General features: G+C 42.4%; 14 protein-coding genes and 3 tRNA genes. 14 read left to right on the forward strand and 3 right to left on the reverse strand.

Going from position 1 to position 16,741, the window contains the following annotated elements; all coding sequences use genetic code 11:
• Positions 1 to 213 precede the first annotated feature (213 nt).
• Entirely contained in the window at positions 214 to 1,101 is an 888-nt protein-coding gene (locus tag SWP_RS08070; RefSeq protein WP_020911964.1) for an alpha/beta hydrolase family protein, read from the forward strand.
• Positions 1,102 to 1,331: 230 nt separating this feature from the next.
• Here the strand turns inward: SWP_RS08070 and rnt are convergent, their stop codons facing one another.
• On the reverse strand, positions 1,332 to 2,027 hold the full coding sequence (gene rnt, locus SWP_RS08075) for a ribonuclease T (RefSeq protein ID WP_044555781.1): 696 nt from the start codon (positions 2,025 to 2,027) through the stop codon (positions 1,332 to 1,334).
• A gap of 140 nt (positions 2,028 to 2,167) precedes the next feature.
• On the opposite strand from rnt, the gene SWP_RS08080 reads away from it, so the two are divergent.
• The 13 genes from SWP_RS08080 to SWP_RS08140 all read left to right on the forward strand — a co-directional run bounded on the left by SWP_RS08080 (position 2,168) and on the right by SWP_RS08140 (position 14,396).
• Positions 2,168 to 3,037: a flagellar protein MotY gene (locus tag SWP_RS08080; RefSeq protein WP_044556343.1), complete on the forward strand. Its 870-nt coding sequence runs from the start codon at positions 2,168 to 2,170 to the stop codon at positions 3,035 to 3,037.
• A gap of 634 nt (positions 3,038 to 3,671) precedes the next feature.
• Positions 3,672 to 5,828 carry a prolyl oligopeptidase family serine peptidase gene (locus SWP_RS08085; RefSeq protein ID WP_020911967.1) on the forward strand — a complete coding sequence of 719 codons (2,157 nt, stop codon included), beginning with the start codon at positions 3,672 to 3,674 and terminating at the stop codon, positions 5,826 to 5,828.
• 302 nt (positions 5,829 to 6,130) lie between these two features.
• Positions 6,131 to 6,529 (forward strand): tol-pal system-associated acyl-CoA thioesterase, encoded by a 399-nt coding sequence (gene ybgC / locus SWP_RS08090; protein WP_044555782.1) that lies wholly within the window; start codon positions 6,131 to 6,133, stop codon positions 6,527 to 6,529.
• Positions 6,519 to 7,208: a protein TolQ gene (gene tolQ / locus SWP_RS08095; protein WP_020911970.1), complete on the forward strand. Its 690-nt coding sequence runs from the start codon at positions 6,519 to 6,521 to the stop codon at positions 7,206 to 7,208. The genes ybgC and tolQ overlap by 11 nt, the downstream gene beginning before the upstream one ends.
• A complete protein-coding gene (gene tolR, locus SWP_RS08100) occupies positions 7,208 to 7,645 on the forward strand; it encodes a protein TolR (RefSeq protein ID WP_020911971.1) in 438 nt (145 codons plus the stop codon). The genes tolQ and tolR overlap by 1 nt, the downstream gene beginning before the upstream one ends.
• On the forward strand, positions 7,645 to 8,580 hold the full coding sequence (gene tolA / locus SWP_RS08105; RefSeq protein WP_020911972.1) for a cell envelope integrity protein TolA: 936 nt from the start codon (positions 7,645 to 7,647) through the stop codon (positions 8,578 to 8,580). The genes tolR and tolA overlap by 1 nt, the downstream gene beginning before the upstream one ends.
• 9 nt (positions 8,581 to 8,589) lie before the next feature.
• Complete coding sequence (gene tolB / locus SWP_RS08110) at positions 8,590 to 9,918, forward strand: Tol-Pal system beta propeller repeat protein TolB (RefSeq protein ID WP_020911973.1); 1,329 nt, start codon at positions 8,590 to 8,592, stop codon at positions 9,916 to 9,918.
• A gap of 23 nt (positions 9,919 to 9,941) precedes the next feature.
• The gene (pal, locus tag SWP_RS08115; protein WP_020911974.1) at positions 9,942 to 10,478 is read left to right on the forward strand and encodes a peptidoglycan-associated lipoprotein Pal; all 537 of its coding nucleotides are present in this window, start codon (positions 9,942 to 9,944) and stop codon (positions 10,476 to 10,478) included.
• A gap of 22 nt (positions 10,479 to 10,500) precedes the next feature.
• Positions 10,501 to 11,223 carry a tol-pal system protein YbgF gene (gene ybgF / locus SWP_RS08120; protein WP_020911975.1) on the forward strand — a complete coding sequence of 241 codons (723 nt, stop codon included), beginning with the start codon at positions 10,501 to 10,503 and terminating at the stop codon, positions 11,221 to 11,223.
• Positions 11,224 to 11,416: 193 nt separating this feature from the next.
• Positions 11,417 to 11,492: transfer RNA gene (locus SWP_RS08125), tRNA-Lys, on the forward strand.
• A 186-nt stretch (positions 11,493 to 11,678) separates the two neighbouring features.
• Positions 11,679 to 11,754, forward strand: a tRNA-Lys gene (locus SWP_RS08130).
• A 43-nt stretch (positions 11,755 to 11,797) separates the two neighbouring features.
• Positions 11,798 to 11,873 (forward strand) — tRNA-Lys (locus tag SWP_RS08135).
• Between the two features lie 1,377 nt (positions 11,874 to 13,250).
• On the forward strand, positions 13,251 to 14,396 hold the full coding sequence (locus SWP_RS08140) for a DcaP family trimeric outer membrane transporter (RefSeq protein WP_020911977.1): 1,146 nt from the start codon (positions 13,251 to 13,253) through the stop codon (positions 14,394 to 14,396).
• Between the two features lie 84 nt (positions 14,397 to 14,480).
• On the opposite strand, the gene SWP_RS08145 is transcribed toward SWP_RS08140, so the two are convergent.
• Both SWP_RS08145 and radD read right to left on the reverse strand, forming a co-directional pair.
• On the reverse strand, positions 14,481 to 14,747 hold the full coding sequence (locus SWP_RS08145) for a GrxA family glutaredoxin (RefSeq protein WP_020911978.1): 267 nt from the start codon (positions 14,745 to 14,747) through the stop codon (positions 14,481 to 14,483).
• Positions 14,748 to 14,971: 224 nt separating this feature from the next.
• Complete coding sequence (radD, locus tag SWP_RS08150) at positions 14,972 to 16,717, reverse strand: DNA repair helicase RadD (RefSeq protein WP_020911979.1); 1,746 nt, start codon at positions 16,715 to 16,717, stop codon at positions 14,972 to 14,974.
• Positions 16,718 to 16,741 lie beyond the last annotated feature (24 nt).

Raw genomic sequence — 16,741 nt, forward strand, 5'->3', positions numbered from 1 at the left:
TGGGTTAAGTTACTACTGAATGACTAGATTTCATTTCATAATAGTCAATCTGTAAGCGCCCGATGAAATTTAAGAATCGAAAATGCTTGCTAAGGATATTGCGACAATATCTGTTGACTGTACTTAAAATTTCATGATTAGATTAAAATGTTGCAGCTGGTATGACCTCTGCTGTAGTGTTGTTAAAATGTTGCGAATATAGACAGGCCTGAAATGAATGACTTTTCCATCGATGACTTAGAGATTTGTTGCCAAGACGGCTTCAAGCTTGCAGCCACGTTATTTAAACCCAGTGGTAAGGCGAAAGCGGCGATATTGATAGGTCCTGCCACAGGGATAACGCAGCAATTTTACAAGGGTTTTGCTGAGTTTCTAGCAGGGCATGGATATGCGGTTATCACTTTTGATAACCGTGGTATTGGGCGGTCACTATCGGGTAAGGTGAGTGCTAGCAATGCGACATTGCAGTGTTGGGGCGAACAAGATATGCCAGCCATTCTTGAGTATCTCAAAACAAGCTATCCAGATAGTGCTTATCATTTAATTGGTCACAGTGCGGGTGGGCAATTGGTTGGCTTAATGCACAATGCAGGAGATCTGAATTCAATTTTTACTTTTGCAAGTTCTTCTGGTCGCTTAAAAAACATGAAAATGCCTTACGCCTTAAAAGCTCATTTTTTTATGAACCTTTTTATCCCTGTAAGTAACATGCTTTTTGGTCATACTAAATCGCAGTTGCTTGGTATGGGGGAACCACTACCTAAAGGTGTTGCCAACCAATGGCGCGATTGGTGCAATGGTCAAGGCTATGTAAAAACGGCTTTTGGTAAATCAATACATACTCACTTATACAATACGCTTTCGACACCGTCACTGTGGGTGAATGCTACCGACGATGATATTGCGATTGATATTAATGTGACTGATATGTTGGCCGTGTTTGAAAATATGACTGCTGCTACGATGACCTTATCGCCCGAAACAAACGGTTTGGTTGAAATAGGGCATATGAAATTTTTTAGCCGAAAATCGAGTCATTTATGGCAGCACCCTTTAACATGGTTAGAGAGTAATACACCTTCGTCGAGACGTAGCGGCTGAGCTTTCTACGGCAAAGTAAACTTTACCTTGCTGCTTGCATACGTCTGATGAATTAGGATATTTCCAAAATACTGTCAGGGATAACTTACCTCAAAACCGCTAAACTCTCGCTGGGCGATCAAGTCTTTACGTTGATTGGTATTAGCTCTCTAGTGGCATCTTTATTTCATAATATAGAAAAAGCCGCATAGTATGCGGCTTTTGTATATTTAGCGTTTAAGCTTGTTTTACTATTCTGCAATAGGTTTAACGTCTGCTTCTGCTACATCTTCTGCTTCAGGATCAGATTCGTCGGCAATGTATGGCCAGCCGCCTAGTGACTTCCAGCGGTTGACGATTAAACAGAACAATTCAGCGGTGCGCTCCGTGTCATATAACGCTGAATGAGCTTCGCGGTTATCAAATGGAATCCCAGCCATTGCACACGCCTTCGCCAATACTGTCTGTCCGATAGCAAGACCTGCAAGTGCAGCGGTATCGAAAGTAGCGAAAGGGTGAAATGGAGTGCGCTTTAGGCCATTTCGTTCTATGGCTTCACTGACAAAGCCGTGATCAAAGGCGGCGTTGTGCGCCACAATAATACTGCGATGACATTCAGAGGCTTTTTGTGCTTTTTTGACCTCTTTGAAGATCTCTAAAAAGGCTTCTTTTTCGCTGACTGCGCCGCGCAATGGGTTAGTTGGATCAATACCATTAAAGGCTAAAGCTTCAGGTTCAAGATTTGCGCCTTCAAAAGGTTCGATATGATAATGCAGTGTTTTGTCTAATTGAAGCACACCGTCATCATCCATCTTTAACATCGTGACTGCGATTTCTAGTAGCGCGTCGGTCTTTGAATTGAACCCGGCTGTTTCAACATCGATAACCACTGGGAAATAGCCTCTGAAGCGGTTTTTCAATTTGTTGTGGTCGAAAGTGTCAGTCATTAAATTATCCAAAAAGTTAGCAGGTGCCTATTATGGGGCAACTGAGAATGACTGTCATGTTCGTTTGCTCGTTTTATAAGCTAAAGAAAGATAAATCTTTGCCGATAGAGAGAAGTGACCCAATTATGGAGAGTGGTTTTATGCGGCTTAGCGTTCTTTTTGCATCATTATTATGCTTACCTTTTTTTGCCAATGCGGATCTCAAGCAATATGTTGCTTCTTTAGAAGAGTCCCAGTGGCGCGTGAGCGGTAATAATCCTGTGATGTGCCGTTTAGAGCATGATATTCCCTCTTATGGTAAAGCAGTGTTTACCAGTATTGCGGGTAAGAACCATAACCTTAATTTTACTCTTGATATGTGGGTGAAGCCCGATCAAGTTACTCAAGCCAAATTGATGAGTATGGCGCCGGCTTGGCGACCAGGTGTCGTCTCTAAAGAGATCACTGAGCTGACTTATCAAAAATACTTTAGTGGTGAAGTGCCGCGTAATGCAGCATGGTCAATGCTTGCAGAGCTTGAAAGTGGTATGCAGCCAACCTTCTATTACGCCGATTGGTATAATCAAAGCAACAAAATCGCCGTTGGCCTATCGGCAGTCAACTTCAGGCGCCAATACGCGCAGTTTAAATCGTGCTTAGCGTCTTTATTGCCATACTCTTTTGAGGATATTGCATTTACGGTTCTGACGTACGAGTCAGGTGGTACTGAGCTGACACGTTACGCCAAAGCACAGATAAACAAAGTGCAAGAGTATCTGGCTTACGATCAGAACGTAGACTTAGTATTGATTGATGCTTATACAGATAGTTACGGTGGACGCAGTGCCAATGAGCGTGTGTCTGTTCAGCGAGCCGACAGCGTTAAAGAGCTGTTTGTAGCAAGTGGCATTCCACAGAGTCGTATCCATACTATGGGTCATGGTGAGCGTCGACACGTTGCGTCAAATAAGACCATTGATGAGCGCGCAAGAAACCGTCGCGTGGTGATTAGAATAAGTAAGCCTCTGTAAAACAGAGTTAGTTGGAGCTATCGTTTGGGCCCTGCTTTTATCGCAGGGCTTTTTTATATATTAGGCGTTTCGAGTCGCGGCAGTAAAATTTAAATAAAAAAAAGCCCGCTTACATAAGTAAGCGGGCTGCAAAAATATTTGATTTGCAATCAACAAATTGAAGGAAGGAAGTCAAGCTAAGAACCAGGGATGAAACTTCCGTGGATAACCACCAAAGTTTAAGAGTTCTTTGTTTCCGAATCTGCTAGGCAGACACTTCCTGAAAACGAGACGAATTATAGAGCCAGCTTTGATTACTGACAAACTAAAATAATTTGCTGTATGGATTAGTTTTACTAATACCTATTTAGAGTTGGATTGACAGTTTTAGCGGCCTGTAAGCGCTATTGTGAGTCCTTAATCACGTTTTTTGCATAATTTCACTTAATATATAATTAATCTATGTTACTAAAATATTAATGGCTGTTCAGTGGCATAAGCGAAACTAAGGCGATAACAAAATTTTGCGCTGGTTTTTTTTAATTTGTATAGTGCATTTTGAAAATGGCTATTTATGCCAGCTTAATAAAAAAGCCTACCTAGTTAACATTGCTGTTAAGTGTGACTACGGATAGGTGAATCAGGGATACAAACCATGCGAATCAATACTTTATTAGCTAAAAAGCCGTTATTGGCAATTGGCTTTGGCTTAGCGTTAGCAGGTTGCCAGACGCAATCTGTTGAAGAGTCTACAGCTGACACCCTCATACAAAACCAAGACAGCGTCGTAGAAACACTTCATGGCGTTCAGGTTGCAGATCCCTATCGCTATTTAGAAGTTGAGTCAGACAAGACTCATCAATGGGTAAAGCAACAACAACTAGATGGTAAAGCCTATTTATCAGCCATTGAAAATAAGCAAGCGATTGTAGACAGGATTACAGAGTTGTGGAACTTTGAAAAGATTTCTGCACCGAATGAAAAGGGTAGTAATACTTTTTATTATCGTAATAACGGGCTGCAAGCACAGTCTGTTTTGTTTGTTAAAGGTGCGTCGGGTAATGAAAAGGTGTTACTCGACCCAAATACATTCTCGTCAGATGGCACCATCGCCCTTTCTGGTACATCGGTGAGTGACGACGGTAAAACATTGGCCTATGGCGTGTCAAAGTCAGGCTCGGATTGGCAGACGTGGCATTTAGTCGATATTGCTACAGGCAAGAAACTTAGCGATCAATTAGATTGGATCAAGTTCTCTAGCGCGGTTTGGAACAGCGATAACACAGGCGTGTATTATGCTCGTTATGATGCTCCTGAAGGGGGGAACGCGCTTGCTGATGTTAACTTTAACCAAAAAGTATACTTCCATAAAATAGGTAGCAAGCAGTCTGAAGATACTTTGGTTTATGAAAGACCGCAAAACAAAGATTGGGGTTTTGGTATTGAAGTGACGGATAAGGGCGATTATTTACTGCTTTATATCTCTCAAGGTACCGACAGTCGTAATCGTTTCTTCTATAAATCGCTTAAACAACCACAAGCAGAAGTGGTTGAGCTGATCCCTGATCTAGAAGCGGAATATAGTTTTATTGGCAATGATAAGTCAATATTCTACTTTAAGACTGATTACCATGCTCCCAATGGTAAAGTGATTGCGATTGATGTGAACAACAGTGCTAAGGACAATTGGAAGACTATTGTTCCTGAGCTTAAAGATCCAATTAGCAATATTGCTATTGTTAATGATCATATTGTGGTTAGTTATCTGCATGATGTTCTGGGCAAGCTGACTATTTACAGCATGAATGGCGATAAACGCCAAGATGTAAAACTGCCAGGAAAAGGTAAGGTTGCAGGCCCATACGGTAAGCGCAGTAAAGATTACTTCTATTACGTCTTTAATAGCTACACCCAGCCTCAAACGACCTACAAGTTTGATTTTAAGACGGGTGAGTCAACACTTTACTCTAAGCCTACCGTATCATTCGACCCTGATAACTACACCTCTGAGCAGGTCTTTTATACCAGTAAAGATGGTACAAAAGTGCCGATGATGATCTCTTACAAGAAAGGCATGAAGAAAGACGGTAATAACCCGACGCTTCTATATGCTTATGGCGGCTTTGCGATTTCATTAACACCTCGCTTTAGTCCTGCTAATATCGCTTGGATGGATATGGGCGGTGTTTATGCGGTGCCAAACTTACGTGGCGGCGCTGAGTATGGCGAAAGTTGGCATCAAGCGGGTATGTTCGATAAAAAACAGAATGTATTTGATGATTATTATGCCGCTGCTGAATACTTAATCGACCAGAACTATACTAATAGTACAAAGCTTGGCGCTTATGGTCGTAGTAACGGTGGTCTATTAATGGGGGCAGCGTTAACGCAGCGTCCTGAACTATTTGCGGCTGTTCTGCCTGCGGTAGGTGTTTTGGATATGCTTAGATTCCAGAAGTTCACCATTGGTTGGGCATGGACGAGTGAGTATGGCAGTGCCGATAACGCAGAGCAGTTCCCTGCATTATATGCATACTCGCCGTATCACAATGTAACTGCTCAGTCTTATCCTGCTACTATGGTGATGACAGCGGATCACGATGACAGAGTTGTACCGCTGCATAGCTTTAAGTTTGGCGCCATGATGCAAGAGAAGCAGCAAGGTGATGCGCCAGTGATTATGCGTATAGAGTCAAAAGCAGGTCACGGTGCAGGCAAACCGACTGCGATGAAGATTGATGAGTTTGCCGATATTTATAGTTTCCTATGGCACAACTTTGGCTTAAAAGTGCCAGCCAAAATTGCGCAATAGAGTGTAGATTACACTAATAAAAAAGGCAGCTTAAGCTGCCTTTTTTGTGCGCCAAATATGCTGCAATTAGGCAAAGCGCTCACTAAATTAATATCGCTCAAGCAGTGTCCATTTTAAGCCAGTGCATGCCCAGCGAGTGTGCATTTTTAACTCTTTCGAGTGCAGATGTAATAATCCCTTAAGATTATTAACAAAATTTTATGAAGATGGTTAAGGCTTATCACATATCGCCATTCACAATTGCATATTGGCTAGGTATAGTAGGCCTCTTATTTTGTCTCATTAATTGGCGATCTTATTTTATGTTTCGTTGGCCTATTTCCGTTTACTACGAAGATACTGATGCCGGTGGTGTTGTTTACCACTCAAATTATTTGAAGTTTTTTGAGCGTGCTCGTACGGAGTGGTTGAGGTCAATGGGGGTCAGTCAAACAGCACTACTTGCTGATGATATTGCCTTTGTTGTGAAGCACGCAGCACTCGATTTTTGTAAAGCTGCGCGTTTTGAACAGAACCTTATGGTCGAAACCGAGGTCATACAACTTAAGAAAGCGTCGTTGACATTTAAACAGCGCTTAATTGATGAGCAGGGCGTTACGTATTGCGAGGCAGACATATTAGTGGCCTGTATAGCATTATCACGTATGAGACCCAAAGCCATTCCCCTAAATATTGCCCAGGAGTTTAACGGTGGAAGCTGATATTTCGTTTATTGGATTATTTTTGCAAGCAAGTCTTTTAGTTAAGTTTGTTATGCTGACCTTGCTTAGTTTGTCTATTGCTTCTTGGGCGGTGATCCTTCAGCGTCGTAAGTTATTAACGGCAGCAAAAACTGAAGCACTTAAATTTGAAGATAAGTTTTGGTCTGGCGTTGATCTTAATAAACTTTACCAAGAGTTATCTGCCAGACAAGACCGCACTTCAGGTCTTGAAGCACTGTTTGTAACTGGCTTTAAAGAGTATGCCAGACTCAATAAGCTCAATGGTCGTGTCCCTGAAGCCGTAATGGACGGCAGTTACCGTGCAATGCGAGTGTCACTTTCAAGAGAGCTAGAAAAACTCGAAACACATTTACCACTGTTGGCTACCATTGGCTCAACCAGCCCGTATATAGGTTTGTTTGGGACTGTATGGGGGATCATGAACTCCTTTATCGCTTTAGGCGCTGTTGAAAATGCTACATTAGCGATGGTAGCGCCAGGTATTGCTGAAGCCTTGATTGCAACCGCTATGGGTCTATTTGCCGCTATTCCTGCCGTTATCGCGTATAACCGCTTCTCGACTCAAGTCGAAAAGATAGAGATGTCTTACGCTAACTTTATGGAAGAGTTCTCTAGCATTTTGCACCGCCAAGCATATAGCGAGAAGGAACAGGCATAATGCATCAAGGCTACCAAAGGAAGCGCCGTCGCCCGGTTGCTGAAATTAATGTGGTGCCCTATATCGATGTGATGTTGGTACTGTTGATTATCTTCATGGTGACAGCGCCAATAGTCACTCAGGGGGTTAAGGTCGATCTACCTCAAGGTGCTGCTGAATCATTACCTGCTGATAGCAAACCACCCGTTGTAGCGTCAATTGATGCCATGGGCGAGTACTATTTAGATGTAGGGAGTTCGAGCACTAAAGAGGTTCTTGAACTGGACGAAGTTGCGATTAGGGTGGGGGCAATTATTCAATTAGAGCCTGAACGTCCTGTGGTTGTCAAAGCCGACCGTTCAATCCCCTATGAGAAAGTGATCCAGTTAATGGTGACACTGCAAGGCGCGGGCGTGCCGTCTGTTGGATTGATGACCGATTCGCCGGAGGATAAGTAGTGGCGGCTAAATCAGAATTAACTATTCCAGTGTCAATTTCAGCTGGAATTCATATTGGCGTGATAGTTATCTTAGCCCTAGGCGTTGATTTTTCAGAAAAACCCAAGCCACAGCCTCAAGCAAGCGCGCCAGCGGTACAAGCGGTGGTTGTTGACCAACAAAAAGTGGCTGAGCACGTTGAAAAGCTAAAAGCACAGAAACGTGAAGCGGAGCGAAAAGAAAAAGCGCGCCAAGATGATGCTGATAGACGTGTCCGGGAAGCGCGTAAAGAGCGCGAACGTGAACAGAATCGTATTAAAAAGCTAGAGCAAGAGCGAAAGCAAAAAGAGATTGAAACTCGAAATGCTAACGATGCAGCCAAAGCTGCACAATTGAAGCAGAAGCAGGAAAAAGAGAAAGCAGCTAAAGCTGAAGCTGATCGTAAGCAAAAGGAAAAAGAGCGCAAAGCATCTGAGGAAGCTGCAAAAAAAGCGGCAGACAAGCGTAAAGCCGAGGAGGCCGCAGCCTTAAAAGCGGAAAATGAACGTAAGCGTAAGGCTGAAGCAGAACGTAAACGCAAAGCTGAAGAGCAAGCTCGCCGTGAACAGGAGAAGATGATGCAAGAAGCTTTAGCTGCTGAGCAAGCAGCGCTTTCACAGACTCGTAATAAAGCTGTGATGAGTGAAGTTCAGCGTTATACCTCGATGATCAGAGCGACCATTCAACGTAACTTAGTTGTCGATGAATCTATGCGAGGTAAAAGTTGTCGAGTCTTTATTCGCTTAGCAAATGATGGTTTTGTAACTGCGAGTAAAATCTTGGATGGCGATAGCGTCGTATGTCGAGCGACGAAAGCTGCGATTAATAAAGCAGGGCGTCTACCTGTTTCAAATGAGCCAGATGTATATAACAAGCTAAAAGAAATCAATTTAACAGTTCAACCCGAGTTCAATTAAAGGAATCACATGAAGATTTTGGGGAAATGGTTACTCGCTAGCCTACTTATTTGCAGTATGCCTGCAAAAGCTGCATTGGATATTGTGATCACCGAAGGTGTTGATGCTGCAAGACCTATTGCCGTTGTGCCTTTTGTTTGGCAAGGCACGGGTCCCATGCCGTCGCAAATATCGGATGTGGTAATGTCTGATCTTGCTCGCAGCGGCACATTTAGTCCATCAGATGAGCTAAGCTTGCCACAACGTAATATCAGTACCTTGGCCCAATTTGACGCGAAAGCGTGGATGGCGCAACCTGCAGAAGCTGTAGTGATGGGCTCAATTAAGCCTTATGGTGCAGATAAGTATTTAGTCAGTTTTCAGTTAATTGACCTTGTCAAAGCGCAATTACAATCAGGTGCAGGGCCTCAAGCGGCTAACGATTTAGTGATTGATAGTCGTGAGACTGTCATTAGTGCCGCTCAGTTTCGTCAGTACGGTCACCGTATTAGTGATGTAGTTTATGAAAAGTTAACTGGTATTCGCGGTGCTTTTCTTACTCGTATAGCTTATGTTGTTGTTAAGCATGGCGAAAAATCACCATATCAGTTGATGATCTCTGATTACGATGGCTACAATGAACAGATGTTATTACGCTCTCCTGAGCCTTTGATGTCTCCGTCATGGTCGCCAGATGGGCAGCAACTTGCTTACGTTAGTTTTGAAAACCGTAAAGCAGAAGTGTTTGTGCAGAACATTTATACTCAAGCACGTAAGAAAGTCACTAGTTTTAATGGTATAAATGGGGCGCCAGTATTTTCACCAGACGGTAAAAAGCTAGCACTGACATTATCAAAAGATGGTCAGCCTGATATTTACGTAGTTGATATCGCAACCAGCGCATTGAAACGAGTGACAAACCATTACTCAATTGATACCGAGCCATCTTGGTTTCCAGACGGTAAGTCATTGCTGTTGACATCTGAGCGTGGTGGACGCCCGCAGCTGTATCGTGTGTTTTTGGACTCAGGTAAAATTTCTCGCTTAACCTTTGAAGGTGAGTGGAACTTAGGCGGGTCAATCGCACCCGATGGGCGCAGTATAGTTTTTGTAAATCGCACTAATGGTAAATTCAATATCGCAAGAATGGACCTTGAAACACGATTTATGCAGGTTTTGACGAGTACTAGACTCGACGAATCTCCAAGCCTAGCACCAAACGGTACTATGGTTATTTACGGAACAACGTACCAAGGTAAACAGGTATTAGCGGCGGTTTCTATGGATGGACGATTTAAGGCCAGATTACCCGTCGGTCAAGGTGAAGTGAAATCACCTTCTTGGTCACCATTTCTCTAACTATAAAGATTAAGGATTTTAAAATGGATCTGAATAAGCTATTTAAAGCCATGTTAGTCGTACTTCCTATTATGGCTATCAGTGCCTGTAGCTCGACTTCTGAGTCTGAAACAGATGCAACTAGCTCTACTGAATCATCTACAACGGGTTCTGCTAATAATGGCGTTGAAACAGGTGGTGTAGCACCCGTATTAACCCCCGCTGAACAGCAGCAACTTAAGTTTCAAGAGTTAAGAAAAGAACACATCATCTATTTTGATTTTGATCGTAGTTCAGTTTCTCAGCAATTTGCTGAAGTGTTAGAAGCTCATGGTGATTATCTTGTAGAGCACCCAAATGTTCGAGTGATGATTGAAGGCCATGCGGATGAGCGTGGAACACCTGAATACAACATCGCTCTAGGTGAGCGACGTGCTAAAGCGGTAGCTAAGTACCTACAAGGTATGGGCGTACAGCCGAGCCAAATGAGCGTTGTAAGCTACGGTGAAGAGAAGCCGATGGATCTATCTCGCACTGATGATGGTTTTGCTAAAAACCGTCGTGCAGTACTTGTATACTAATTTTAGGTAAAAGGTTTACCCTATGAAATACGCCGTGATATCAGCGGCAATCATCCTAGCAGGTGCAGCGCATGCTGCACCTGCTCCTGTTGAGGATGTTGCTGGTGGCTCTTCAGACGACAGAGTGGCTCGTCTAGAGCGAATTGTAAAAGCAAAACAGCAAACTGAATTTGCTATGCAACAACGCTTAGAAGCGTTGCAGCAAGAAGTCCTCGATTTGCGTGGATTAAGTGAACAGCAGTCTTATCAAATAGAACAGATGCTACAAAGGCAGCGTCAGCTCTATGAAGATATTGCTAATATCTCAAGTAAGCCAGCAGCAGCGGTGAGCAGACCAAGCAGCAATAGCGCCACAGCGGCAAGTTCAACGTTGGGCGAAACAGCCAGTTATGAACAAGCTGTAAATTTAGTGCTTAAAGAGAAGAAGTACGAAGCCGCTATTCCAGCTTTTGCTCAATTTATCGAAAGTTATCCTGATTCAAGCTATGCACCTAATGCAAATTACTGGTTAGGGCAGCTACTCTATAATAAGAGTGAGTTTGTTGGAGCCACTAAAGCTTTTACTACAGTTGTTGATAAATTCAAGGATTCAGGTAAGCGTGGCGAGAGTTTAGTCAAGCTTGGTATGATTTCAGAAAAGACTGGTGATAAAGCCAAAGCTAAAGCTTATTACCAAAAAGTTGTGAAGGAGTATGCTAATAGCGCAGCAGCCCGTATTGCACAGCAGCAACTTTCAGCACTTTGATTGCGATTTATTCAAAAAACAATCTCTTAGACTGTTTTTCATGCAAACGATGAAAAATGGGAAATTTGCACTTGCATGAGCAAATGAAAAAGGTATTATAGGCGCCCTCAGAGAGACAGAGTCTTTCGGAGGGTATCTAAACGAATTATTTGGTCTGACTAAATAAAACGAAATGATACTAGCAAAACCAGATGGGTCGTTAGCTCAGTTGGTAGAGCAGTTGGCTTTTAACCAATTGGTCGAAGGTTCGAATCCTTCACGACCCACCACTTCTCCTGGTGGTAAAAATGGAGTAGGTAGAGATAGGTTGGTTCAGTTGATGTTTTGAATAAGAGCACAGTTGCCTTTACTCTTAACTACCACATAGGTTGAAGGTTCGAATCCTTCACGACCCACCACTTTCTGAGGTGGATTTGTTTCAAAACAAATGAAATCAGAAAATGTAATACCAGTAAGGGCTGTTAGCTCAGTTGGTAGAGCAGTTGGCTTTTAACCAATTGGTCGAAGGTTCGAATCCTTCACAGCCCACCACTTATTCTACAGGTGGAAAAACAAGTAGAAGCATCACCAAGATGGGTCGTTAGCTCAGTTGGTAGAGCAGTTGGCTTTTAACCAATTGGTCGAAGGTTCGAATCCTTCACGACCCACCACTTCTCCTGGTGGTAAAAATGGAGTAGGTAGAGATAGGTTAGTTCAGTTGATGCTTTGAATATGAGCACAGTTGGCTTTACTCTTAACTACCACATTGGTCGAAGGTTCGAACCCTTCACGACCCACCGCTTCTTATTGATCCTGCAACACTTCTTAGATAATACTTTTGCATTAAGATTGCTTAGCATCAGAACAGTGTGTCTGCTTGAGAACAATAGCAGTTGGCTGGCTCTTGTTAGCAAGCAATTGGTCGAAGGTTTGGATCCTTCTCAGCCCATAATTATCTGTATCCATCCTAAATTTTCGCTCACTCATGACTTTGTCGATTTACTCAATTTTAACCTATTCTCTTTCACGTTAGACTGATACAAATTTTGCGATACTGAGATTAACAGCGAGTTCAATGGCGATTGATATTAATGAATAGACTACTGGTTTGCTCTTCCTATCGTATCGACTCGAATAGTTGCGTCATTTTTGGCGTTATCGCCTCTATTTATTATTTCAGTATCCGCTTCTTTTAACTCAATAGGTGATCGCTACTTATACCAATCAGTATAAAGATTTGATCGCTTAGCGAGAGTTTAGCGGTTTTGAGATCAGTTAATGAGTGAAGGGCAAGTTAGTCTACGTTCAAGCTCGTTAACCTAGTATCAGAACCGCTAAAACTCGCCAATAAGGAGTGGTGTCTGCCGCCTACTTCGGCAATGAATAAATTCATAAGGGAATAACCATTATATCACTTACCCGCTTTGAGTTAGTTCGCAAAAAGCACTCTGAGTAGATCAACTTCTTATACTAATTGGTATTATTTTAAAACTTTTCTGCAATAGCCATTTCATCATTAGAACCAAGCCATAGAAATAATTTCTTAGCTAGAGAGAGGTTATTCGTCCTTATTTTTGGTCATATTCATCTATAGCACCTCAAGGTGTTTTTTGTGATTGGAACGCGTTTTTGGTGATATGACTAATAAAGATGAGCCTACACAAAACTAAAATTTAAATAATAGCTCAGCTTTTATTTGGTCAATGACAACAGTGTTACATATTTTTTTCAATGCTTTTTAAATTTTGCAGGTAGGTCATAAGTAACTGTATTAAATGGTTAATATTGTTTTGTGCGTGGTTGCTTCATTATTGTCATTTATTGTTTAAAGGCTGAACTCAATAAGGATAGTTACATCTTTCTCTTAAAATTATCGTGAGTTATTAACACTTTGTATAATTCTTTACTAATATTAGCCGCGATAGATGCGATTGTGATTAATTAGTAATAAGTGTTCTACCTTTGTCTGATAGACCTATTGCTAATGTTGCCTTGATGTTAAGTCGGTCATATTTCGTAAGGATAATAAAAAATATGGGAGAGAGGGAATGAAACAAGCAAAATTAAGTATCTTGTGTGCTTCGCTTATAGCTGCAACGAGCATGAGTGCACAGGCAGATACAGATTTTAAATTTGGTGGCTATGTAAAAGCAGATGTGATGTTCAGTGATTACAGTAATGGTGCTCCAGATTCTGGCAGTCTATCACGACAGTTTTATGTACCAGGTACTATTTATGGTGATCCAAGTAACGGTAAGCAGGTTGTCGATTTCCAAGCAAGAGAATCACGTTTTAACTTTAAGTCTTCTACGGATATAGACGGCCATAAATTAGTTGGTTTTATCGAACTAGATTTTATGACCCATACAGATGGTAACGAGCGAGTGTCAAACAGTTACTCGCCACGTATTCGCCAAGCTTTTGTTAGTTTTGATAATTGGGCTGCAGGTCAAATGTGGACCACCTTTCAAAACCCAGGCGCATTACCTGAAAACCTAGATTTTGTCGGTGCTGCTGAAGGTACGCCTTTTGTGCGCCAAACTATGGTTCGCTACACTAACGGTGGCTTCCAGTTTTCCGCAGAGAACCCTGAAACCACACTTAATGCCTATCGTGATCCAACCGGTAGCCGTATCACTAGTGGTAGCGGCATGATGCCCGATTTTGTTGCTCGCTATAATATGAAAACAGAAAACGGTATGGCCTTCACTTTTGCAGGGCTAGCTCGCCAACTGAATATAGAGAAAGACGATCTAGACTCTTCTACTTTTGGTTACGGTGTGAGTTTTACTGGTGTGATCCCTGTAGGACAAGATGATATTAAAATGTCTGCCACCTATGGTGATGGGTTAGGCCGTTATATGGCGCTTAACTACGCTAATGCAGGTGTGTTAGATATGAATGGTGATATTGAGGCGATCACTTCATACGGTGGTTATATTTCGTATCGCCATTGGTGGAATGACAAGTGGCGTACAAGTATCACGGGCTCAGGCTTTAAAGCAGATAACAATATTGACTTGATTGGCAATAACGTCAATAAAGACTCTTATTCTGGTTATATCAACTTATTGTATTCTCCGGTTAAGCCGCTTACGGTTGGCGTTGAATATATGTATGCGAAGAACACTAAAGAAAATGGTTTTGATGGCGAGTTAAATCGCGTTATCTTCTCAATGAAATATGTACTCTAGTTGAGCCAGACTATTACTATTAGTTAGGTAATTTAGACAATAAAAAAGGAGGCCGTAGCCTCCTTTTTTATTGAGCGGTTAAACTTATGCCGCTGGCATTAAGTCATTATCTCGTACATATTGTTCAAACTCAGTACAGCCACCAACATGCTCTTTGTCGACAAAAATCTGTGGAACAGTCTCAACTGGCTTACCAACCGTTTTTTCTAGATCGGCTTTGCTGATCCCTTCAGCATAAATATCCACATATTTGAACTTGAAATCTTCACGCTTTTCAGTAAGTTGCTCTGCAACTTGAACTGCACGTACACAATAAGGACAACCAGGACGACCGAAAATAACTACAAACATATTCATTCCTCAAAAATAGCTTGAGCACTTTATAACATAGGCTACGGATTAGTTCTAATCGATATTTTTAGTCGTGTTAATCGCATTGCTGAATTTTCGACTATATGCTTAAGGTACTGTTAACTAGTCGCTCTACACGGAACCGTTGAGAAATGCCCAAGTTTGCTCAAACCGCTCTTCTATAATGGTGGATATTTCAAAATGACCAGTGTCTCACTTGATAGTTACTGCTCGATATTGCTCGGCTCGGTTTGATAGCGGCCTTGGTAGTCAAAAATGGACTCAAGCAGATCCCAGCCTTTTTTGCCTTTCTTAAGTAGTAATAGATCTGGCTTTCTAAAGCTGTCGGCATCATTAGCAAGCTCCTGAGCAGAGCGATACTTTTTATGTTTCATGCCTGGCGTTTTACTATGAGGGTAAATAAACAGCGCAAATACAGCCCTTATTTGCGCCGCAGTTTGCATTTTAAAGTAGCGACAAAAATCATTGCCTTCAATATCGATGTAGCGGACGATTAAACGATCGCCATCTGGTTCAAGCAGCATGTTTTGACACTTAAAAAGGTGGTGGTGCTTTTGCTGTAACACTTCTTTAAGGCGCTTATCGGGGTCGACCAACACTGCTTGACAATGGTTACACACTTTTGCCGCTATATCGTTCTCTTCTCCACAATTGGGGCAAGCTTTGGAGCGAAACCTAAAGTCACACTGTTGTTTACCGTGAGTCGTTTCTATAAGTGCTTGGCAGCGTCTGCCAAAATGTTCGATAATATCTCCGTCATTATCGGTTAGCCCCCAGAAGATGTTGGCGAAGTCGCAAACAGGGCAATGCACTTGCACAGGCTTACATTTGCTATTGGGCTTAGGTTGACCAACTTCTGGATAGAAAAGGTCGTAGCCATTGGCTGCATAATCAATAATAAGGCATTCAGATTTACCTGAATCAATCCGCAAACCACGGCCTACCATTTGCTGAAATAGGCTCACTGAGGCTGTTGGACGTAAAATAGCGATTAGATCGACGTGAGGGGCGTCAAAGCCGGTGGTTAGCACGGCTACGTTAACCAAGAATTTTATCTGCTTAGCTTTGAAGGATGAGATGAGCAGATCTCTATCTTCACGCGAAGTCTTGGCTGTGACCAGTGCAGGTTCATACCCTTCAAGCTTTGCCATTATCTCTTCGGCGTGCTTAACCGTAGCGGCAAAGATAATTACCCCTTGGCGATGTTTAGCGAGTGCAATGAGTTGTTTAACGATAGCGGTAGTAGCACGGCCACAATGGTTAAGTAAGGAATCAACCTCTGATTCGTTGTATTGACCTGTAGGCGATGCTGTTAACTCGCTAAAGTCATATTGGGCGCTAAGCCCATCAAACATTTTTGGTTGGCTTAGAAAGCCTTGTTTGATCAAGGGGCGCATGGGCAGTTCGAAGATGCATTTTTCGAATACAGGCTTATCGGTATTACCTATTTTCCCGTGGTAGTGATGACGATAAATCCACCCTAAATCTAAACGGTATGGGGTTGCCGTCAATCCTAATAGCCTAATATTGCGGTTCTTTGACTTTAAGTGGGCTAATAATTGCTGATATTGACTATCTTTATCCGGACTGACGCGGTGACACTCATCAATAATAACTAGGCTATAAGGCTCATTAAATTGCGTTGGCTGCTTTACGGCTGATTGAATACTAGCAACCACGGTCTTACCGCGGGTCGATTTTTGATTTAATCCCGCAGAATAAATAGATGCTTTGTCAGTTAGCAAGCCGACCTTTTCAGCATTCTGTGCGACCAATTCCTTTACGTGGGTGAGCACTAACACACGGCCTTTGGCAATTCGGGCAAGTTCAGCAATTACGATGCTTTTACCTGCTCCCGTGGGGAGGACAAGGACAGCAGAATCGCTTGTTGACTTAAAGTGGTTGATGGCAGCATCAACCGATTGTTGCTGATAATCTCGAAGTTGCACAGTATTACTCATTTTGCGTTAAAG

The sequence above is a fragment of the Shewanella piezotolerans WP3 genome, from assembly GCF_000014885.1.
In the GTDB taxonomy this organism is placed as follows: Bacteria; Pseudomonadota; Gammaproteobacteria; order Enterobacterales; family Shewanellaceae; genus Shewanella; species Shewanella piezotolerans.